We start from the raw sequence: 19,440 nt of genomic DNA on the forward strand, positions 1-19,440 counted from the left end.
TACTTCTAGTCTAACGATTGTTAGCGTTTTCGTCAACGGTGCGAATGTTCGTAGATTGCCCAAAGTCGGCTATAATAAGAGTAGCTGAATTTCATAGAAAAGAGTGATTTGCATGCAAGCTTTAGTGGTACCAACGGCAACGACCCACACGTTACGGGCGTTACAGTGGCAAGAACGACCGATGCCCGCCGTGGGTCGTGATGACGTGTTGATCAAGACCCAAGCCGTCGGACTCAACCCCGTTGATTATAAATTAGTCACCGAACCGCACCCCCAGTGGCACTACCCGCACGTTCTCGGGTTGGACGTCGCCGGAATCGTGGAAGCGGTCGGGGCCAACGTCACTGACTTTCACCCTGGTCAACGGGTCTGCGGTCACGACAACTTGGCAAACGACGGTTGCTTTGCCGAGTACGTCAGCTTTCCCGCCGCAGCGCTCGCCCCAATTCCGAGCACCGTTAGCTTCGAAACGGCCGCGGCCAGTCTGTGCGCCGGGTTGACTGCTTACCAAGCCATCCACCGTAAGGCCAACTTAGCCGCCGTTCAAACGGTCCTGATTCACGCGGGCGCCGGTGGTGTTGGTAGTATGGCAATCCAGCTAGCTCAGGCGGCCGGCAAGACGGTTTACACCACCGTCTCGGCGCATAAACAGGCCTTCGTGGCCCGGTTGCACCCCGCGGCCCAAATTGATTACCGCCAGGAAGACGTCACCACGCGCTTAACCGAACTGACCCACGGGCAGGGAGTCGACCTGATCGTTAATTCGATTGGCCACCCCGAAGCCGACTTGCCGCGCCTGGCCTATAATGGCCAACTCGTCTGCATTTTGGCTGCGCCTGAGCACTTTCCTACCGAGCAACCAGTCACGATTAGTCGCATCGACCTCGGTGGCGCCCACCGGAGCAAAAATCCGGCCCAAGTCGCCGACCTCGGCCGGATGACCCGTAGCCTCTTACAACTCGTCGCCGACCAAAAAGTCGACCCGCTGATCAGCCAAGTGCTGACGCGCGACGACCTCGTCACCGGCCTGAGCCAGTTGCAGGCCGACCAAGTGGTGGGCAAATTAGTCGTTAATTTTGATTAACAAACCAAATTGGCGTTGAGATTGCCGCCAGCAGCGGGTGTAACCGGGTGGCTGGAACACTGCGGGCATCGATTTGAGCTCACTCAGAAAAGCACTGAGCAATCTCAAATTCGAGCCTTATTCTAAGCCGGAAGAACTGCACTTCCGACTAAGAATAATTTCGCAGTTGAGCCATGGTTACACCCGCTACTGGCTAGATTTGCCCTAATACTAAATTCCGCGTATTACCTTAGCAGGTCTCAACTACTAAAGATAATTCTGCAGTACACTTACTAAATACGTACGGAAATTTACGTTTGATTTTCTACGTCTTGTCGATAGAATTGTTGTTAAATCAACGTTTTATGATAAAAATTTAGGAGCTAGGTTTTTGGTACTCCTAATGAGTTTATTGCGAATCCAACTAGCACCCCTTTTTTACCAAAACAACCCTGGTTGAAACAGGGCCGAAAAAAGCACTACCCTCTTAACAGTTCGCGCACGCGGCGGACTCATAGGGGTAGTGCTTTTATTCATTACTTACCGGTTAACTTTAAGCGAACGCTTCAACTTGTTGCTTAGTTAACGTGTCGTTCATCCGACCACTCCGGAAGCCACCTAAATCAAGGGTGACGTAGCGGAAGCCTAACGATTGTAATTGACGGTTAACCCGGTCATTGAAGACCAAGAAATCGCCGATCCGCGCTTCTGGTAATTCGATCCGCGCAATGTCGTCGTGGAACCGAACCCGGACCGTTGGGAAGCCCAAGCTCCGTAAGTACTTTTCAGCGGCCATGACTTGCGCGATGTTTTCGTGGGTCAAGGTCGTATTGTATGGGAAACGGGACGAAACGGAGCAGGAAGCCACTTTGTTCCAGTTCGTTAAGCCAAGTTCCTGAGCTAAGGCCCGTACGTCAACTTTAAAGAAGTCGGCTTCCTGTAATAGGCTCCGGGCACCGGCTTCGGTCCGGGCTTTCAAACCTGGTCGGTAGTCGGTCTCGTCGTTTTTGATCATGCCGTCCAAAACCGCGTGACTGCCGTTGGCCGCGGCGATTTCATTTAAGCGGTTGTAGAACATTTTTTTAGCGTAGTACCAGCTGTCCGGGGTGTTTTGTTTGATGTGGTCGTCGCTTAAGTAGTCGAGCGTCGTCGTTTGAACGGTCGCACCCAGTTCTTCGGCTAAGGAAACCGCCTTATCAAATTCTTCATCCGTAAACAGTTCGGAGTTGGCAACGACGGCCGTCACGTTATCGGCGCCCAGAACGTTTAACGCCATCTTCAAAACTAACGTACTATCGATCCCACCAGAAAAGGCGACCGTGACCGTCTTTAAATCTTTCAATAATTGCGTTAAAGTTGCTTTTTTAGTTGCTAATGTTGACATTATTGTAGCCTTCTTTTATAAATTTTTACTGCTAAATCCCAAAGAAACCGTGCATGAACCACGCCGCAAACGCAGCCCCAACGAATGGTGCAATCCCTGGCACGATGATGCCGTACTGCCAGTCGCTATCCGCCTTGTTGGCAATTGGTAAAATCGCGTGGGCAATCCGCGGCCCCATGTCCCGGGCGAGGTTCATGGCGAATCCGGTTGGACCCCCAAGGCCCATCCCAATCGCCCAAACTAGTAAGCCGACCCCAATTGGGACGATGCCCGGCGTTTTAATCGTAGAAATTGCTAAAATTCCTGAAATAAAAATAAAGGTATCGAAAAATTCCACGAAAAAGTTACGGGGCAAGTTCCGTACGGCCGGGGCCGTACAAAACAAGTTGCGAATCGTAATTGGTGAAATTTCATCACTAGAGGCCTTAAAGTGGTCCGCGTACATGATCCAAACGATCACCGAACCAACGACCCCGCCTAACACTTCGGCCACCGAATACGGAATAAAACTACTCCACGGTAGGTTGCCTAGTAAACACTGGGCTAAGACCATCGCGGGATTGATACAAACATTGCCAAAAATAAAGAGGGCAATGCTAATCCCAAATCCCCAAGTTGTAATCGCGAAAATGTGGCCCGAGCCGCGATACTTCGTTCCCTTCAAAACTGAACTACAGTGCACCCCGACCCCAAAAATAATCATCAGGGCGGTCCCCATAAATTCAGCCATCAATTCATGTAACAAGTGCCTTAATCCTCCTCATCTAACTGTGTAGCCGCGCTCATCGCGGCCTGATAAACCGTTTTGAACGGAATGTGCAACCGTTGCGCCAACTGCGCACAGTCCGCATATTCCGGTGTCATTTTGCTGATTTTACCGTAAGTTGCAACCTTGATCTGAACCGGACCGTACGGCGTTTGCGCCGCCTTAAAATGGCGCTTCATCACCGTTCGTTGCCAAGTTTGGTACCGAATCCCAATCGTACTCGTTTCGCTCAGAATCAACGTGGTCATCACTTCTTGCGCCGCTGGATCGGCCAGAACCGTTAACTGGGTCGCAGGGCGGTTCTTCTTCATTTGAATCGGGGTGAAAAAAACGTCGTAAGCGCCAGCGTCTAAGAGCCGTTGCATGACGTAACCGAGCCCCTCGCCAGTTTGATCATCCAAGTTCGCTTCGAGCACCACGACGTCGTCTTGAGTCCGGTCAACAACCCGCCGGCTTAGTTTTTTTTTTCGAATAAAACCGCCCGCAACGCGTTGAATCCGCCGGTATCCCGCTTACCAAAGCCGTAGCCGATTTTTAACGGTGTCGCGCGCTCTGGAAGCGGACCAAACGCTTTGACCAGCGTCTTGACGATTCCCATCCCGGTGGGCGTAATCAGTTCGGTATGAATGTCCAACCGTTGTTGAATTGGCACCTGACTACCGACCCGCATTTGCATGACGGCGGGCACCGGGACCGGCATCTGACCGTGAGCAACGTTAATAAAGCCGCTACCGTCAGTTAGTGGTGATGCGAGCACTTCGTCCACGTGCAACAGTTCTAGCGCGACACAGCAGCCGACGATGTCCACGATGGAATCGAGCGCGCCGACCTCGTGAAAATGAACGGCCTTTAACGGCATGTGGTGGACGGTCGCCTCCGCCTTCGCAATTTCGGTAAAAATCGCGCTTGCATTGGCTTTGACCGTCGCCGTTAAGTCACTGTGATCAATTAGGGCTAAAATATCGTCTAAGTGCCGTACCTCCCCGTGGTGATGGTGGTGGCCCGCTGAGTCAGTTACATGCTGATGAGCAGGTGCAGCAAGGGCGTGCTGGTGTGCGGCCGACTGGTCAGTCGTCGCGTGCACATGTTCATGTGCATGGTGCGGTTCGTGGTCCGCCGCCGTATGCTGATGCGCGGACCCGGCCGCTTCAATGAAGCCGTGATCCTTGTCCCCCGCCACTTGAACGTCAAAACTCGTCCCGTAAATACTGCTCTTAGCTAACCGTTCACTGGTTAAGTGGTAGCCGTGAACGTGCAATTTAGCGAGTTCCGTTTTCAATTGATCCAGTGAGACGCCGAGTTCCAGCATCGCGCCTAAAAACATGTCGCCGCTAATTCCTGAAAACGCGTCTAAATAAAGTGTTCGCATCCGTTTTTTTCGCTCCTACTAATTTAAAAATTACAGTTGGTTGATTTGACTAGCCGAATAGGCCGCGCCAAACCCGTTATCAATGTTCACGACCGTGATGCCCGATGCACAACTGTTCAACATCGTCAGTAACGCGGTCATCCCTTGAAAGTTCGTTCCATAGCCAATGCTCGTCGGCACCGCAATCAACGGCTTATCGATCAAGCCGCCCACCACGCTGGCTAAGGCCCCTTCCATGCCGGCGATCACGATGACGACCTTCGCCCCGCGAATCACGTCTAACTTGGCAAATAGCCGGTGAATTCCGGCAACGCCCACGTCGTAGACCCGTTCAACCCGGTTGCCAAACGCTTCGGCCGTCACGGCCGCCTCTTCCGCTACCGGTTGATCGGAAGTCCCGGCCGTCACCACCGCAATGTAGTCCGCCGTTTTCGGCGTTGGTACGGGACCGACCGTCATGCAGCGCGCCGCGGCATGGTACACCGCGTTCGGTAAGGCCGGCTGCAGCGCGGCGTACTTTTCCTGCGTTAAGCGGGTCGTTAAAACGGGGAGCGGTTGGGTGCCCATCGCTTTAATAATGCCCACGATTTGCGTGGCCGTTTTGCCGGCCCCGTAAATCACTTCAGGAAACCCGTTACGGCGCTGGCGGCTTAAATCGACGTTGGCAAATCCGAGGTCCGCGGTTTGCGTTTTTTCTAACTGGGTCGCGGCGGCTTCCGCACTTAACTGGCCGGCCGCCACCCGTTGCAAAATTTCAGTCGTCGTCATTGTTCACACCTACTTAACGATAACGCCCAAACCGTCCGGCACAACGGTCACTTTGGCCGCTTGACCTTCACGGGCGTACGCCTTTTCAAAGGCTTCGTCCAACGTTTTGGCTAGTTCCATGTGCATGTTCGTAATTAAATCTGGATCAACCAAATCTGAAACGAAGATCACGTGATGGTGAACTAAGATGCGGGCAAAAATTTGGGCCGTCCACTGGTCCGGAATCGTTTTAAGCCGCGGCGTATTGATCGCCTGGTCCAAAAATTCCTTCGGATCGTCAACGTCGGCCAAGTTGTGGTAGAACCCTTCGCCACCGTGACCATCGCGAGCACCGGCAACCATAATAATCGTGCCGCCCTCTTTGTTCGTCGCTTCCGCAGCGGTCATACCCTTAACGGCTTGATAAATGTTTTGATCAAGCGGGTAGCCCCCGTTGGTGGAAACGGCGATGTCACAGTCAATGCCCTTCACACTGGAAAGTTCTTGGACGAAGTCACAGCCAACCTTGTGAGCCGCTTCCATATCACCAGCAAAGGAACCAATAATTTTTTTATCTTCATCAAGAACAACGTTGACGATAAACGCCAATTTTGCCGTCCGCGCGGCGTACACCATGTCCTTATGGATCGGGTTATGCATTAAGTTCCCGGTCCGGGCCTTCGATGAATTAATAAATTCACCCGAATGGTTCGCCATAATCGTCTTATATGAAGCAACCCCCGGTAAGACCGATTTCCGGCCGCCAGAAAAACCGGCAAAGAAGTGGGATTCAATAAACCCTTCGGAAATCAACAGGTCGGCTTCGGCCGCAACTTTGTTGATAATGCAATCACCACCAGAAGGTAACTGGCCAATTTTAACCATCGCGTCGTCATCGGTTGAGACGTGCATCACGATTTCTTCGTTGGCTACGATGTCTTCGCCATATTTATTCACTAATTCTTCATGGGTGGATGGCCGGTGGAAACCAGTCGCCACTAAAATCCGAATCCGAGCATCCGGTGCGACCGAACGCAAACGCCGCAATAAAATGGGTGTGATGATGTGCGACGGTACCGGCCGGGTATGGTCGGAACTGATAATCACGATATTGCGCTTACCGCGCGCTAATTCTTCAAGTGATTGGGACCCAATCGGGTGGTCCAACGATTTTTCAACCGTTTCGCTTTCAGAAAGTTTGTTATGATATGTTGCTGCTTGTGAGACTAATTGACCCGCGAAGTTTTCATCCGGGATTTCAGCGGTCAACGTCCGTTTGTCGTATGGTAAATCAATTGCAACCATGACGATTTGTCATCCTCTTTCTCAATAAAACTAATTTAAAAACGTGCATATTTTGTTATACTAGAGCTCGCCTTTCATGTCCGTTACATTTTAAGTTTCCAAAAATAGTTAGCAAATGTATACTTTAAATGCGATTGCCACGCTGACGAAAACCGGTATGCTAGTCAGAGTAGTTATCGTGATTGAAGCTGAAAGTCGTTAATAATCTCCTTTTGACCTCAAAATCATTCACGAAAGAAATGAATCTAAAGATGGTATTAACTGATATTGAATATTTATTAAGTTACTTAGAAGCGCACCACGTCCCAACCATTAAGAAAAAACGGCATACGTACCTGACCTACCACGGCCTATCCGAACACTATACGTACGTTTTGAAGGACGGCATCATCAAAAATAGCATCATCTTACAAGACGGGCGCGAGTTTAATTTATCCTACATCGCTAAGCCCGACGTCATTTCACTTTTACGTGACGAGGTTTCCCGTTCGACGGACCAGCCGTTTAACGTCCGAATCGAGTCCGAATACGCCACGTTTTACCAGGTCAACCGGGTCGCGTTTTGGAAGTACGTTAACAGCACGCCCGAACTGCAAAATTACGTCAAAAATTATTACCGAAAAAAATTATCGGAAAATATTTTACGGTTACAGCGGATGGTCATGAACGGTAAAAAGGGTGCGATTTGTGCGTTTATCTATAGTTTGGTTGATTTATTTGGACGCAAAGTCAACGATGGCGTTTTAATTGATTTTATTATTACCAACGACGACATCGCCGGCTTCTGCGGCATCAGTTCACGGAGCAGTGTTAACCGCATGCTCAAAGAACTCCGGGCGGACGGCGTGATTGCGGTTCAAAATCATAAATTTATTATTCAAGATATTAGTTACCTCTTAGATCAAATTGCAAATTAAAGAGGTGCTCATCCGTGCATATTCCGGATAATTATTTAAGTCCCGCCACTTGCGGGACGCTGGTCGCCGCCATGGCACCGGTTTGGACCGTTTCGGTCTTAAAAGTAAAAGCCCAAGTTAAAAAGCGCCATGAGACGCTCCCCATGTTAGGAATCGCGGCCTCACTGGCGTTTTTAATTATGATGTTTAACTTACCCATTCCGGGAGGGACGACCGCGCACGCCGTGGGGGGCACCCTCCTCGCGGTGCTCATTGGGCCCTGGGCGGCCTGTCTCGCGTTAACCGTTACCCTGTTGTTACAGGCGCTCCTATTTGGTGACGGTGGCATCTTAGCGTTCGGCGCTAACGCCTTCAACATGGCCTTCATCATGCCGTTTGTCGGCTACGCCTGTTACCGCATTGGTCACCACTACCACCACGACAAACTCGGGCTAGCGGTCGGGGCCTATTTGGGGATTAACTTAGCCGCCTTAGTTGCCGGCATTGAGCTGGGTCTGCAACCCCTGCTGGCCCACACTGCCAACGGGACGCCCCTTTACTGCCCGTACGGCTTAAACGTTGCCGTACCAGCAATGTTACTGGCCCACTTACTGGTAGCCGGCTGGGTAGAAGTGCTCTTCAGCTTGTTTGTCTTCCAGTTCGTGCAAAAAGTCGCCCCTACTAACCTATACCAGACGCCCGTTAAAACTCATCAACGGCCGTGGGTTTACTTACTAGCCGGCTTAGCCGTTCTTTCACCACTGGGCTTGCTCGCCAGCAATACCGCTTGGGGCGAATGGAGTCCCCAAGAATTAAAGCAACAGCTCGTCCAACAGCACCTAGGAACCCACGTCCCCCAAGGGATGCAACACGGCTTCCAATTTGACGCCCTGTTCAGTGACTACGCCATTGGCGGCCTGCCCGTGAGCGTCGGCTACGTTTTATCCGCGGCAACCGCCCTAATAATTTTCTTACTCTTGATTCGAGGTCTTCAACGTGGCACCGACACAACCAAATAAACTACCGAATTGGCTGACGGAACCAGAACCACCGCTGGAATCGGCGTCTAAGGCGACCTTTTTCCAGCGGAACCAGCGCCATTTACGCCAGCTACTAACTAAGCTAGCACAACCCACCCCGGTCATTCAGCCGACCCGGTGGCCGATTGCTGCCCACATTAATTTAATTCGTCTATTGATTATGGTTTTATTGATCGCCATTATTAATAATTTAGCGTTACTGTGGTGCCTCGGGTTAATTCTCGCCGGACAATTACTCTGGCTACCGCCCCAGCAATTGCGTACCTTCGTCAAAAGCTGGCTAATCAGCAGCCTCGTCGCCCTAATCATAGTGCTACCGAGTTACTGGCTGACCGGCCCGGCGACACTGCTCTTCTTTGGCTGTAAAACAAGTTTAATTTTAGCCAACGCCCAGTACTACCGCCTAACCACCACGTTTAACGACCTTCTCGTCGGACTGAAAACGTTGCGTTGCCCGGATATCTTAATCATGACGTTGGCGATTGCCATTACTTACTTGCGGATGCTCGGGCAGTACCTCCTACTCACTTTGGAGGCGCTCGACTTACGTACCGTCGCTTCCACCAAGCATCCCTACCAATTAATCGGGGCGCTCTTCGGTAACCTGTACCTTAAAAGTTACGCCTACGCACTAGAACTATACGCAGCGATGGAAGCCCGCGGGTTTAACGGCCACTACGTTCGCGCACCCCAGCGCCGGAGCCACTGGCGCGATTATTTATCGCTTAGTCCCGACCTCGTTGCCTTAATCTTATTGATCCTATGGGGGAATTAATACCATGTTGCTTAAGTTAGCAAACCTTTGCTATGATTATCCTAATACGAAGGGTTTAGTGGATTTGAACCTTTCAATCAACGCCGGTGAATTCATTTGTTTAATGGGCCCCAACGGGTCGGGTAAATCCACACTCTTGCGAATTTTAAGCGGTCTCGCAACCCCCAACCGCGGTCAGTACTGGTTTCACGACCAACTGATCACGGCCGCTTACCTCGCGGACGCCCAGCACCGTCAACGCCTACACCAGCAAATTGGCATGGTGTTTCAAAATACCGACGTCCAATTATTTAACACCTCGGTCGCCGAAGAGGTTGCGTTTGGCCCGCGCCAACTCGGGTTAAGCGCCGCGGCCGTTGAACAACGGGTCACCGACTGCTTAGCCCTCACCGCGTGCACCACCTTGCGTGACCGGGTGCCCTATCAGCTGTCGGGTGGCGAAAAAAAGCGGGTCGCGTTGGCAAGTGTCTTAGCCCTGAATCCGGACGTCCTGTTACTGGATGAACCGCTCAACGGCCTGACAATTGCCGCTCAGCAACAAATGCTGACCCTCCTCCAACGCTTACGGGCCGCTGGCAAAACCATTATTATGGCCAGTCACAATTTCCAACAGGTCCAAGCCGTTGGTCAACGCTTCATCATTTTTAACAGTGCCCACCAAATCGCTGCCGACGTTAGCGCTGACGATTTACACCGTCAGCCCGAGCGCCAAGCGCAATTGATGACTTTATAAGTAAGGAGGATGTCGACATGATTAATCCAAATGATGGTACCATTCATCGTGGCTGGAACCGGCGCGTCGTTACGGGTAAAACCTTAGCAGAATGCGACGAACGGTTGGTCCAATACCTAAACGACCAGGACTACGGTTCAGGTGAATTCACGGTCCTACACGAAAGTGCGGGTCCCCGTGAAACAACCGGTTACGATTTACCAAATGGCGATACCTGTTACATCAGTTTCTTAATTTATAACAGTCGCTTATAACCACTAAAAGGGCGCCGCGAGTTTTCGCGGCGCCTTTTTGTGACTCTGTATCAATTAGTATCAGGACTGCCGCCAGTAGCGGGTGTAACCGGTTGGCTGGAACACTGCGGGCATCGCTCATTGGTGCTTCTCCCCGAGCTAAATAGTGTTGGTTGTACTGATCTAACAAGTAATTGCGATCACGCACCTGGTCACCACCGCCATCGTGGTATAGAATGGTCAAAATTTACCAGCCCGCTAACGGGTGGTTTTTATTCCCGCCAAGCAGGCTCGCCTTTAAGAGCTGTTCCAGCGGTTATGATAATTTAACGGCCATGGTGCCGCCCCCCTTAAAATAGTCATATTACCTTGAGTATAGTGGAAGCAGGGCTAAGCGTCCACGCCTGATTGACACCGCTATTCAGTAAATCCGCAATCGCAATCAAGTTTCATTTTTTTGTTTGAATTTTTTTACCAACCGGACTTATGCTAAGCTAAAATCAACAACCTGAAAGGACGTACCCCTCATGAAAATCATTATTGCCCCCGCAAAGAAAATGGTCGCCGATCAGGATTCCTTGGCCGTTGAAACCCAGCCAACCTACTTAGCGGCGACGGCGGAAATTCTAGCCCGACTCCGGCAGTTAAGTTACCCCGAATTAAAGGCGTTGTGGAAATGTAGTGACCGCCTCGCCAAGCCGAACTACGATTGGCTGCAACAACTCGACTTAACGCGCCAGTTAACCCCGGCGATTCTCGCGTTTAGCGGGATTCAATACCAGTACATGGCCGCCGACATCTTCACCGAACCCGAACTGGATTACATTCAGCAACACCTGCGCATTTTATCCGGCTTTTACGGCATTCTGCGCCCGTTTGACGGCATCGTGCCCTACCGACTCGAAATGCAGGCTAAGTTGCCCGTTGCGACGGCCCCTAACCTATACGCATTTTGGGGGTCGCGGTTATACCAAGCGCTCACGCCAACGCCGGAACCGATTATTAACTTAGCCTCACAAGAATACGCTAAGGCGATTCGCCCGTACTTGGCTCCAAGCCAGCCGATGGTCGACGTCGTGTTTGCGAGTCAGGTCAACGGGAAATTAAAAACCAAGGCCACCCTGGCAAAAATGGCTCGGGGCGCCATGGTCCGTTACATGGCGGAAACCCAAGTGCAGGATCCCGCCCAACTTCAATATTTCGACCATCCCGATTACTACTTCGACGCGGCGCGTTCAACCGCAACCAAATTGGTATTTATTGATCGGCATTAGTACTAAAAATTTCCCGCCAGCAGTTAAGACTGGCGGGAAATTTTTAATTACAACTCTGAATGCTAGTTATTGAAACGGTCACCAAAAGTTCCTTACCTTCACTTAACACTGCTAATTTTTCTAGCGTAATATTTCCCGGGAAATATTACGCTGGCTCGTGAGCGGCAAGCCAGGCCGTTAAGCAGGCCCGATACGCCTCCGGTTCATCAATAAACGCCATGTGGCGACTATGCGCAAACAGGTGCCACTGGGCGTTGGGCAAGTGGTCCAGCATCGTTTTCGCTACTAGCGGCGTACATAGGTCGTCGGTCCCACTCGTAATTAACGTTGGCACCTTAATTTCTGCCAACCGGGCGGTATAATCGTAATCTGCCAGCGTTCCCGTCGGGCAATATTCATTTGGCCCCCACGCCGTTTCGTAAGCTTGACGACCACCCCGTTTCGGGCGCCGCAAAAATTCGGGGCTGGCCGCCGTGACCGGTCCCGACGCGTGTTGCCACATAAACCGGTCGTTGGCAGCCTGATAAGCGTGACCACTAAAATCACCCGTGCGTTCGGCCGTCGCAATGGCTTGCTGATCCGCCGGCGCCATTAATTTGATTAAGCGGTGTTGCTCTTGCGCCCACAACTTAGCCGAAGACAACGTACTTGCTAAAATCAAGCTTTGAATCCCAGCTGGGCGCTGATCACACAGGCTCATAATAGCTAACATGCCACCCCACGACTGCCCGAGCAGGTGCACCCGGTCTAAGTGCAACGCCGTCCTTAAATTGGCCAACTCCGCTAACCAGGTTTGCGCCTGGTAGACCGTTTGCTCCGTTGGTAACGACGATTGACCGCACCCCAACTGATCATAGGTCACCACCGGCCGGCCCGTCGCGGCGGCCAGCGCGTCAAACGCTTCAAAATAGTTATGGGTCGACCCCGGCCCACCGTGTAGCAGTAACAACGGCGTTAAAGCTGACTGTCGCGAACCCGCAATCCGGTAATAAGTTTGATACGGTCCAAACGCAACCGTGCCCGTTTCAATTTCCATTGCGAACACCCCTTTGCAAAGTTTCTTAATTAACGCTTATTATTGTACGCCAGATGCCAATTTAGCGCTTTGGATTTTAAACCGAAAAAGCGCTATCAATTAAGTTTTACCCGGTTATTGATTAATAATCGAACGTTTTAAGGCTAAAGTGGTGAAAATAAGAAAGTTTTAACCATTCTCTAATAGAACCCAAATGACACCTGCGCGTCAGGCGCTATACTAAAGGCGTTAAGTAATCAGAAAAGGGTGAATAATGATGGTATTGAGTATTATTACTGTATTAGGAATGGGATTAATTGCGGCAACGGGTGTCCACTTTGTCAATGGCGCTAAGGCCATGCAAGCTGGCACTAAGGACCATCATTACGGTCAAATGCCGGCTAACTTACACCAAATCGATTTTCTCTAAATCGTTCGGCCCAATTTAAACATCTCAAGCCAAGACCAATTCAACTGAATTGGTCTTTTTTGATTGGTATTGAAGCTAACATAATCATGTTAGGTTGTTGGTTAATTTTGATAGGCGTATGATTATAGTTTGAGATTAATTCTGTTCTGGCAAGTCACCTTTGACGAGCGACCGTTCAGATAGGGAGTGACTTTTTATTAACGATTTATTTGAAAAGGCCCCCATTCCGAAAGCTTACATGCAACTCGCACTACCAGTTGTCCTTGGAATGGTTGCCAGTATGATCTACAACTTAGCGGACACCTTCTTTGTCGCCCAGACCGGCAACGCCGACCTGGTGGCCGGAATTGCACTCGGCAGTCCGCTCTTTTCCTTCATGCTTGCGGTTGGGGATATTTTCGGCCTCGGTGGGAGTGCCGTCATTTCCCGGGCCCTTGGCAAGCATGATTACAAACTGAGTGCCCGCGTTAGTAGCTTTTGTTTTTACATTGCAATTGCGCTGAGCCTCATTTTAACCGCCTTGATGTTAGTTTTTGAGGATCCAATCCTCGGCCTACTCGGGACCACCGCAGCGACTAAGCCGTACATCGCCGACTTTTACCGCGTCCTCGTGCTGGGTTCGACGTTCATTATCGTTTCACTAGTTCCCGGCAACATTATTCGGACCGAGGGGCTCGCCAAATTGTCCATGATTGCGACGATCAGCGGAACGGTCCTGACGATTATTTTGGACCCCTTATTCCTCTTCGTCTTCGGCTGGGGCGCTTCCGGCGTGGCCTTCGCCAACGTGCTCGGCTACGCGGTTAACACCGGGCTCCTCGTCTGGTTCATGCGGAGCACCAAGCGACTCTCACTAGCACCGAAGCTGGCCCACGTGTCCGCTCCTGCCTTCCGCGCCGTTGTAGCCGTCGGGATTCCGGCATCCCTGACTAACTTGACCCAGAGTGTCGGCATGATGATTTTAAATAGTTACCTGGCCGCTTACGGTGCGCAAGCTGTCGCGGCGATGGGTATCGTGCAAAAGGTCTACATGGTCGTGATGATGGTGATGGTCGGGTTTGCCTTTGGCGCGCAGCCTTTGATTGGCTACACGTTCGGGGCCAAAAGCTGGGCGCGCTTACGCGCAACGCTGCGCTACGACCTTAAAATTGAGGGCGGCTACGCCCTGATTTGTGCCGTGCTTTTGATTATTTTCGCGCCGCAATTAATTCGTTTGTTTATGACGCAACCAGCCATCGTTTCGATGGGAACGGTGATGTTACGGGCAATGCTAATTACGACGCCGCTAGTCGGTTTTATTCTGGTCTTTACGACCGTCTTTCAATCGATTGGGGCTGGCACCAGCGCCTTAATCATGGCGTTGTCCCGGCAAGCGGTTTTACTCGGCTTAGCCATTGTCATTTTGGCCCACTTTTTCGGTTTAACCGGGATTATTTGGGCCCAACCAGTGGCGGACGTTTTAACCTGCTTAATTGGCTGGGGCTTATTCCACCGGGCCTTTAAGGGCATCTTGCCCGCCCGCGGTTAATTGTTTTTTAGCACTATAAAAGGGACGTTACCATTTTTACGTGGTAGCGCCCCTTTTTAATATTCAATAACTCTTTAGCTCGCTGATGACGACTAATGAAGATTGTTTCACGTGAAACAATTCCTCCATTCCTTTGATTAGTCATCATCACCCTGTCGGAAATGGTTCCCATACATACGAATCGCTAGCCAAACCAGCGCAATCACTAGCCCGAGTCCCAGCGCTAACCATACGTGGCGGACGACGGACTGGTTTTGAATCAGTAAGTACCACAGCAACGTACAAACGAGCCACGCAAAAACACCCTGCCAGATCAACTTCCGGACTGAGAAGCGTGGTTTATCCGCGACGGGCTCGCTAACGTTTAACCCTAAAATGGTTACGGTCAAACTCCCAATCAATAAGGCGACTACCGCAACGTTTTGCCAACTTAACACGGCTAAGCCGCGACCGTGAAACGCCTGCCAGCCAATCACGCCTACTAAGAACAAGTTCTCAACTACAAACCCAATCCGGATATTTTTTAAATTCCGTACTTTCAACCGTTCATCCGTAACTTTTTTCATGCTCGCTCCTCCTTTGGTACCCAAAACACCGTATCCAAGGTGCTGTGTAATTCATCGCATAATCCCAAGCACAAGCGCAATGAGGGATTATACGCCCCCTTCTCAATTAAGCTTAGCGTTTGCCGGGTAATGCCGACCCGCGCGGCGACTTCTCGCTGCGTTAGCCCCTGCGCTTGTCGTAACGCGCGCACGCGATTAACCATTCAACCCCTCCTTTGATGTAATTTATATTTTCCATGTAAATTATACCTTCCGTTCAGTCAATATACAATAAAATGGGTGCGGTTTGGCGCACTTTTTCAAAAAGGTACTAAAAAACTCGCCTTCCACCTAGAAAGCGAGTTTTAGTTACGCGTGTTGCCGCGGTTTCCGCATATTCAAAACGTTTGGTAAAATCACCGCACCAATAATCACGGCGACCCCCAGGATTTGCGACCAGCTAACCGTTTCGCCTAGGAGCGCGAACGCGACCACGATCGACGCCGGCAATTCCAGCGACGATAAAATCGGGCCGATACCTAAATCCAAGTACGGCATAAAGATGGAGTAAACCACTAACGGGAAGACCATCGAGAACAGCGCAATCAAAACACCCCACTTAACCGTTGCGACGGTCGTTGGTGAATGTAACGTTTGCGGGGCCCAAACGATGGCAATTAAAATAAACGCACCCAGGCAAAGTAACCAGGTCTTGGACAGCGGGTCGAGGTTATTACCGAGGCTAGCCGTAAATTGCATCGTGCAGGCGTAAGCGCAAGCCGCCAGAAAACTGAACAGAATCCCGAGCGGTGACAAGGCCTGCTCAATCGGAAACAGCCCCGCCGCTAGGACGGTCCCGGCCAGCACTAAAATGATGCTAACGACTTGCAGTCGTGACGGCCGGCGACGATGAATAATGGCGCCCAACAACGTCGACAACCAGACCGCCTGCATCAGCATCACGGCGGCGACCGCGACCGGTACCAGTTTCAACGCCTGAATATAGAAGGTGTTGGTAAAGCCCGACGCGGTCCCGGCCGCAATGACCAGTCCAATCTGTTTCCAATTGGTCCCCTGCTTGCTGAGCCACTGACGCCGGCCGATTTGAATGATACCTAAAATAATCACCGCACTTAAAAATGACCAGAACAGCAGCGGTCCGTTTACAACGCCCTCATGACGGGCAATCTTAAAGAGGGACGCTGGAACGCCAAAACTAATTGCGCCCAGGCCCACAAAAATTGGTGCTATCTTTTTCAACCTAAATCATCCTTTTTGAATTCTAACCCAATAGTTATGGTACCGCTACCGCACCAGAATTCAAAGGGTGTCCGCGCCGTTTAACGTTATGGCCAGCGCTTCGATCCGCTGCTGCAAGTCGTCACGCACCGCGCGAAAAGCAGCTAACCGTTCGGTCGACGTGCCCGTCGCCTGCGCCGGGTCCGGCAACGGCCAGTGGAGCTGACGAACGCCCGCCGGCAAGCGCGGACAACGGTCGCGCGCATTCCCGCACAACGTGACGACCACGGCACACTGCCGCAAATAATCCGGGTCGATCAACTTCGAGGTTTGCCCCGTAATCGGGGCCTGCGCTTCGGCCATCACCTGAACGGCTAACGGGTTAACCCCGTGGACCTCCACCCCGGCACTTGCGACCTGCCAATCTGGGCCTAGGATGCGTTTGGCGAACCCTTCCGCCATTTGGCTCCGGCACGAATTTCCCGTACATAAAAAATAAATGCGTCGCATTGTCATCCTCCCTAACTCAAATACGGGACGTGGGCCATCGCGGGCACCTGATCCCAGGCCACCGGGTAACCGGCACCGTGTGCGCAGAACACCGAATCCGGCGTGTTTTCCAGGTCGGCGACCGGCTGATAGTCCTGCGCCGCTACTACCGCTTCCGTATCGTGGCACGGCCGGTAGCCCGCCACGAGGCACTCTAGTTGCCCCTGACCATGGGTGTACGCCCGGACGGCCTGCGAATAATCCTGCATCGCCGCAACTGGCGCCGTCCCGGTGATCAACGTCAGCGGTTGCCCGTCAGTCGTGACACTGTTACTCGGGACCGGTGCGTCAAATTCACCGTGCATGCGTTGAATATCCGTCATGGCGCGCCCAACTTGATCTTGACCGACCTCTAGTCGGAACTGGTACCACGGCTCCAGTAACTCGCAAGCGCCCTGCTTACGTAACATCATCAGTCCTTGGCGCAACGCCCGCCAAGTCGCTTCTCTGAAGTCGCCGCCAACTGAATGGACGATGCTGGCGCGCCCACTAACGAGCGTCACCTTAACGTCCGTGAGCGGGGCCCCCACGAGGACGCCCAACTGGGTCTTGGCCTTTAAATTCGACAGGACCTGGTGCTGCCAGTTTTTACCGAGCACCTCTAACGAACAGTCGGCGTCGAATTGCAACCCACTGCCGCGCGGCGCCGGTTCAAGTAATAGGTGGACTTCCGCGTAATGCCGCAGCGGTTCAAAATGGCCGACGCCTTCCACCGCTTTGTTAATCGTTTCTTGGTAAAGAATACTGCCAGCACTAAACGCAACCGTCAAGTCAAATCGATCCTGCAACCGTTGCGTCAGCACTTCTAGCTGAATCGTGCCCATGACTTGGACCCGAATTTCCTGCAGTTGTTGCGACCAGGTCACGTGCAGCTGGGGGTCTTCGTCTTCTAATTGTCTTAGCGCGGCTAAGCACGTGTGTAAGTCAGCGTTTTTAGGCGTCACCGCGTAGGTCAAGACCGGCTGCAAGCTCGGTTGACTAGCGTCGATGGTTGCGCCCCAGCCTTGACCGGGATAGGTTCCCGTTAAGCCGGGAATTACGCAGATTTCGCCCGCCGTAACGTGGGGACGAATAGTGTACTTAGTCCCGTTATACTGGCGAAGTTGGTTGATTTTTTGATCGTCTAAAACGACCGCTTTAGGTTCGAGGGCACCCCCCGTCAGTCGTAGCCAGGTCAACCGCTCGCCCTGGTCATCGTGAGTGATTTTAAAAACTCGCGCGCCAAAATCGTGCGCGGGCTGGGTGGGTTGCGTCCAGCGGTTTAGTCCCGCCATCAGCGCGTCCACGCCCGTTAATTTCAGCGCGGAGCCAAAGTAACACGGAAAGACTAGTCGCCGTTGGATCAAGTCCTGCACGGTAGCGTCGGTCAGTTCCCCACTTTCAAGGTAGTCGGTCAACACGGCTTCGTCTTGCGACGCGATATCATCAAGCGCCGCCGCGGGTAAGTCCCCACTAGCATCAGTAGCTTGGTTGGTCCCAGTAACCGCGTTAAAAGCAATGCAGCCCGGTGCCAGTGCGCTTTGAAGCTGTTCCGATAATTTTTGACCATTCGTTCCAGTTGCGTCTAATTTATTAACGTAGATAAAGGTCGGCACCTGGTAGCGTTGGAGCAAGCGCCACAGCGTTCGGGTGTAACCTTGAATGCCATCGGTGGCCGCGACAACTAAAACCGCGTAGTCAAGGACGCTCAAAACTTGTTCAGTTTGAGTCGCAAAGTCCACGTGACCCGGAGTATCTAGTAAGTTCAATTCTAAATCATCATAGGTTAAATTAGCTTGGTGCGAAAAAATCGTGATGCCGCGTTGCTTTTCCAGGTCATCCGGGTCTAAAAAAGCGTCCCCGTTATCGACCCGGCCAAGTTGTCGCACCGCCCCGGCCTTATACAGCAGGGCTTCGGTCAGTGTTGTTTTGCCAGCATCCACGTGGGCGATGACGCCCGCTACAAGTTGTTTCATCAGTTGAATCCCTCAAATCTCTTCAATCACAGCAGTTAAGCCCCGCGGGGCCGTTACTTGTAGTATACCGGTTATCCGGTAAATGTGACACTGAAAACTTCGCTGGTAAGCGCCCGAACATTATTTACCAATCAGTCAACAATAGTAATTAAGCCCGCTCAAGCCACTTTTAACCTCTGGTCCCGCCAACTCATCGGGCCAGTCACCGCAAGCAGTTCTCCGCTGCAAAAAAAAGGTGGACCGTAAAAACGGGCCACTTTCGCTAATTAATGGGTCTATGATATTTGGTGTTGATATGCTAAGAAGGTTGCCAATTGAATTTTCAAGCAGTTCGTTATGATTAGCGAAATAGCAAGCAAGATTACATTATATTTAGTAACCATTCTGCAGGATGATCTGCATTAATTGTGACTTATCAGAGTCACCCGTGAAACCCAATATAAAAACCAGTCTAGCCAGTAGCGGGTGTAACCATGGCTCAACTGCGAAATTATTCTTAGCTGGAAGTGTCGTTCTTCCGGCTTAGAATAAGGCTCGAATTTGAGATTGCTCAGTGATTTTTCTGAGTGAGCTCAAATCGATGCCCGCAGTGTT

Annotated in this window: 21 protein-coding genes; 9 read left to right on the forward strand and 12 right to left on the reverse strand. The window is 51.6% G+C overall.

The window, feature by feature from the left end; translation table 11 throughout:
* Positions 1-112: 112 nt before the first annotated feature.
* Positions 113-1,084 carry a zinc-binding dehydrogenase gene (locus tag FFM79_RS04890; protein WP_137642358.1) on the forward strand — a complete coding sequence of 324 codons (972 nt, stop codon included), beginning with the start codon at positions 113-115 and terminating at the stop codon, positions 1,082-1,084.
* 532 nt (positions 1,085-1,616) lie between these two features.
* Here FFM79_RS04890 and larE read toward each other — a convergent pair.
* Genes larE through larA form a run of 6 tightly spaced genes read right to left on the reverse strand, consistent with a single transcriptional unit; the run spans position 1,617 to position 6,634 of the window.
* Positions 1,617-2,447, reverse strand: coding sequence for an ATP-dependent sacrificial sulfur transferase LarE (gene larE / locus FFM79_RS04895; protein ID WP_137642359.1), 831 nt, complete (start codon positions 2,445-2,447; stop codon positions 1,617-1,619).
* 31 nt (positions 2,448-2,478) lie between these two features.
* Positions 2,479-3,192: a D/L-lactic acid transporter LarD gene (gene larD, locus FFM79_RS04900; RefSeq protein WP_137642360.1), complete on the reverse strand. Its 714-nt coding sequence runs from the start codon at positions 3,190-3,192 to the stop codon at positions 2,479-2,481.
* Between the two features lie 5 nt (positions 3,193-3,197).
* Entirely contained in the window at positions 3,198-3,629 is a 432-nt protein-coding gene (larC2, locus tag FFM79_RS12810) for a nickel pincer cofactor biosynthesis protein LarC2 (RefSeq protein ID WP_137642361.1), read from the reverse strand.
* 38 nt (positions 3,630-3,667) lie between these two features.
* Positions 3,668-4,582, reverse strand: a complete 915-nt coding sequence (gene larC, locus FFM79_RS04910; RefSeq protein ID WP_137642362.1) for a nickel pincer cofactor biosynthesis protein LarC — start codon at positions 4,580-4,582, stop codon at positions 3,668-3,670.
* Between the two features lie 30 nt (positions 4,583-4,612).
* A complete protein-coding gene (gene larB / locus FFM79_RS04915) occupies positions 4,613-5,350 on the reverse strand; it encodes a nickel pincer cofactor biosynthesis protein LarB (protein ID WP_137642363.1) in 738 nt (245 codons plus the stop codon).
* Between the two features lie 9 nt (positions 5,351-5,359).
* Entirely contained in the window at positions 5,360-6,634 is a 1,275-nt protein-coding gene (gene larA / locus FFM79_RS04920; protein WP_137642364.1) for a nickel-dependent lactate racemase, read from the reverse strand.
* A 251-nt stretch (positions 6,635-6,885) separates the two neighbouring features.
* On the opposite strand from larA, the gene FFM79_RS04925 reads away from it, so the two are divergent.
* The 6 genes from FFM79_RS04925 (at position 6,886) to yaaA (ending at position 11,585) form a co-directional block, all read left to right on the forward strand.
* Complete coding sequence (locus tag FFM79_RS04925) at positions 6,886-7,551, forward strand: Crp/Fnr family transcriptional regulator (protein WP_137642365.1); 666 nt, start codon at positions 6,886-6,888, stop codon at positions 7,549-7,551.
* Positions 7,552-7,565: 14 nt separating this feature from the next.
* A complete protein-coding gene (cbiM, locus tag FFM79_RS04930; RefSeq protein WP_137642366.1) occupies positions 7,566-8,549 on the forward strand; it encodes a cobalt transporter CbiM in 984 nt (327 codons plus the stop codon).
* Positions 8,527-9,345 (forward strand): energy-coupling factor transporter transmembrane component T, encoded by an 819-nt coding sequence (locus FFM79_RS04935; RefSeq protein WP_137642367.1) that lies wholly within the window; start codon positions 8,527-8,529, stop codon positions 9,343-9,345. The genes cbiM and FFM79_RS04935 overlap by 23 nt, the downstream gene beginning before the upstream one ends.
* A gap of 4 nt (positions 9,346-9,349) precedes the next feature.
* Positions 9,350-10,078: an energy-coupling factor ABC transporter ATP-binding protein gene (locus FFM79_RS04940; protein WP_170177381.1), complete on the forward strand. Its 729-nt coding sequence runs from the start codon at positions 9,350-9,352 to the stop codon at positions 10,076-10,078.
* A 17-nt stretch (positions 10,079-10,095) separates the two neighbouring features.
* Positions 10,096-10,332: a hypothetical protein gene (locus FFM79_RS04945; RefSeq protein WP_137642368.1), complete on the forward strand. Its 237-nt coding sequence runs from the start codon at positions 10,096-10,098 to the stop codon at positions 10,330-10,332.
* 506 nt (positions 10,333-10,838) lie between these two features.
* Positions 10,839-11,585: a peroxide stress protein YaaA gene (yaaA, locus tag FFM79_RS04950; RefSeq protein WP_137642369.1), complete on the forward strand. Its 747-nt coding sequence runs from the start codon at positions 10,839-10,841 to the stop codon at positions 11,583-11,585.
* 145 nt (positions 11,586-11,730) lie between these two features.
* Here yaaA and pepI read toward each other — a convergent pair whose 3' ends face one another.
* Entirely contained in the window at positions 11,731-12,621 is an 891-nt protein-coding gene (gene pepI / locus FFM79_RS04955; protein ID WP_137642370.1) for a proline iminopeptidase, read from the reverse strand.
* 253 nt (positions 12,622-12,874) lie between these two features.
* Here pepI and FFM79_RS12605 point away from each other — a divergent pair, with 253 nt between their 5' ends.
* The gene (locus tag FFM79_RS12605) at positions 12,875-13,030 is read left to right on the forward strand and encodes a hypothetical protein (protein ID WP_170177382.1); all 156 of its coding nucleotides are present in this window, start codon (positions 12,875-12,877) and stop codon (positions 13,028-13,030) included.
* Positions 13,031-13,226: 196 nt separating this feature from the next.
* A complete protein-coding gene (locus FFM79_RS04960; RefSeq protein ID WP_137642371.1) occupies positions 13,227-14,558 on the forward strand; it encodes an MATE family efflux transporter in 1,332 nt (443 codons plus the stop codon).
* 137 nt (positions 14,559-14,695) lie between these two features.
* On the opposite strand, the gene FFM79_RS04965 is transcribed toward FFM79_RS04960, so the two are convergent.
* From FFM79_RS04965 to FFM79_RS04985, 5 genes are all read right to left on the reverse strand, one after another.
* Positions 14,696-15,124, reverse strand: coding sequence for a hypothetical protein (locus FFM79_RS04965; protein ID WP_137642372.1), 429 nt, complete (start codon positions 15,122-15,124; stop codon positions 14,696-14,698).
* Positions 15,121-15,327, reverse strand: coding sequence for a helix-turn-helix transcriptional regulator (locus FFM79_RS04970; RefSeq protein ID WP_137642373.1), 207 nt, complete (start codon positions 15,325-15,327; stop codon positions 15,121-15,123). Before FFM79_RS04970 ends, FFM79_RS04965 begins: the two co-directional genes overlap by 4 nt.
* A 145-nt stretch (positions 15,328-15,472) precedes the next feature.
* Complete coding sequence (locus FFM79_RS04975) at positions 15,473-16,363, reverse strand: EamA family transporter (RefSeq protein ID WP_137642374.1); 891 nt, start codon at positions 16,361-16,363, stop codon at positions 15,473-15,475.
* A gap of 60 nt (positions 16,364-16,423) precedes the next feature.
* Complete coding sequence (arsC, locus tag FFM79_RS04980) at positions 16,424-16,852, reverse strand: arsenate reductase (thioredoxin) (RefSeq protein ID WP_137642375.1); 429 nt, start codon at positions 16,850-16,852, stop codon at positions 16,424-16,426.
* 11 nt (positions 16,853-16,863) lie between these two features.
* Positions 16,864-18,846, reverse strand: coding sequence for an elongation factor G (locus tag FFM79_RS04985; RefSeq protein WP_137642376.1), 1,983 nt, complete (start codon positions 18,844-18,846; stop codon positions 16,864-16,866).
* Positions 18,847-19,440 lie beyond the last annotated feature (594 nt).

The organism is Lactiplantibacillus modestisalitolerans, from assembly GCF_005405425.1.
GTDB classification, from domain to species: Bacteria; Bacillota; Bacilli; order Lactobacillales; family Lactobacillaceae; genus Lactiplantibacillus; species Lactiplantibacillus modestisalitolerans.

Excerpts from the sequence above, each read along its gene's own strand:
- FFM79_RS04890 (WP_137642358.1), top strand. The coding sequence starts at position 113 with ATGCAAGCTTTAGTGGTACCAACGGCAACGACCCACACGTTACGGGCG.
- larE (WP_137642359.1), bottom strand. The coding sequence starts at position 2,447 with ATGTCAACATTAGCAACTAAAAAAGCAACTTTAACGCAATTATTGAAA.
- larC (WP_137642362.1), bottom strand. The coding sequence starts at position 4,582 with ATGCGAACACTTTATTTAGACGCGTTTTCAGGAATTAGCGGCGACATG.
- larB (WP_137642363.1), bottom strand. The coding sequence starts at position 5,350 with ATGACGACGACTGAAATTTTGCAACGGGTGGCGGCCGGCCAGTTAAGT.
- larA (WP_137642364.1), bottom strand. The coding sequence starts at position 6,634 with ATGGTTGCAATTGATTTACCATACGACAAACGGACGTTGACCGCTGAA.
- FFM79_RS04925 (WP_137642365.1), top strand. The coding sequence starts at position 6,886 with ATGGTATTAACTGATATTGAATATTTATTAAGTTACTTAGAAGCGCAC.
- FFM79_RS04940 (WP_170177381.1), top strand. The coding sequence starts at position 9,350 with ATGTTGCTTAAGTTAGCAAACCTTTGCTATGATTATCCTAATACGAAG.
- FFM79_RS04945 (WP_137642368.1), top strand. The coding sequence starts at position 10,096 with ATGATTAATCCAAATGATGGTACCATTCATCGTGGCTGGAACCGGCGC.
- yaaA (WP_137642369.1), top strand. The coding sequence starts at position 10,839 with ATGAAAATCATTATTGCCCCCGCAAAGAAAATGGTCGCCGATCAGGAT.
- pepI (WP_137642370.1), bottom strand. The coding sequence starts at position 12,621 with ATGGAAATTGAAACGGGCACGGTTGCGTTTGGACCGTATCAAACTTAT.
- FFM79_RS12605 (WP_170177382.1), top strand. The coding sequence starts at position 12,875 with ATGATGGTATTGAGTATTATTACTGTATTAGGAATGGGATTAATTGCG.
- FFM79_RS04965 (WP_137642372.1), bottom strand. The coding sequence starts at position 15,124 with ATGAAAAAAGTTACGGATGAACGGTTGAAAGTACGGAATTTAAAAAAT.
- FFM79_RS04970 (WP_137642373.1), bottom strand. The coding sequence starts at position 15,327 with ATGGTTAATCGCGTGCGCGCGTTACGACAAGCGCAGGGGCTAACGCAG.
- arsC (WP_137642375.1), bottom strand. The coding sequence starts at position 16,852 with ATGCGACGCATTTATTTTTTATGTACGGGAAATTCGTGCCGGAGCCAA.
- FFM79_RS04985 (WP_137642376.1), bottom strand. The coding sequence starts at position 18,846 with ATGAAACAACTTGTAGCGGGCGTCATCGCCCACGTGGATGCTGGCAAA.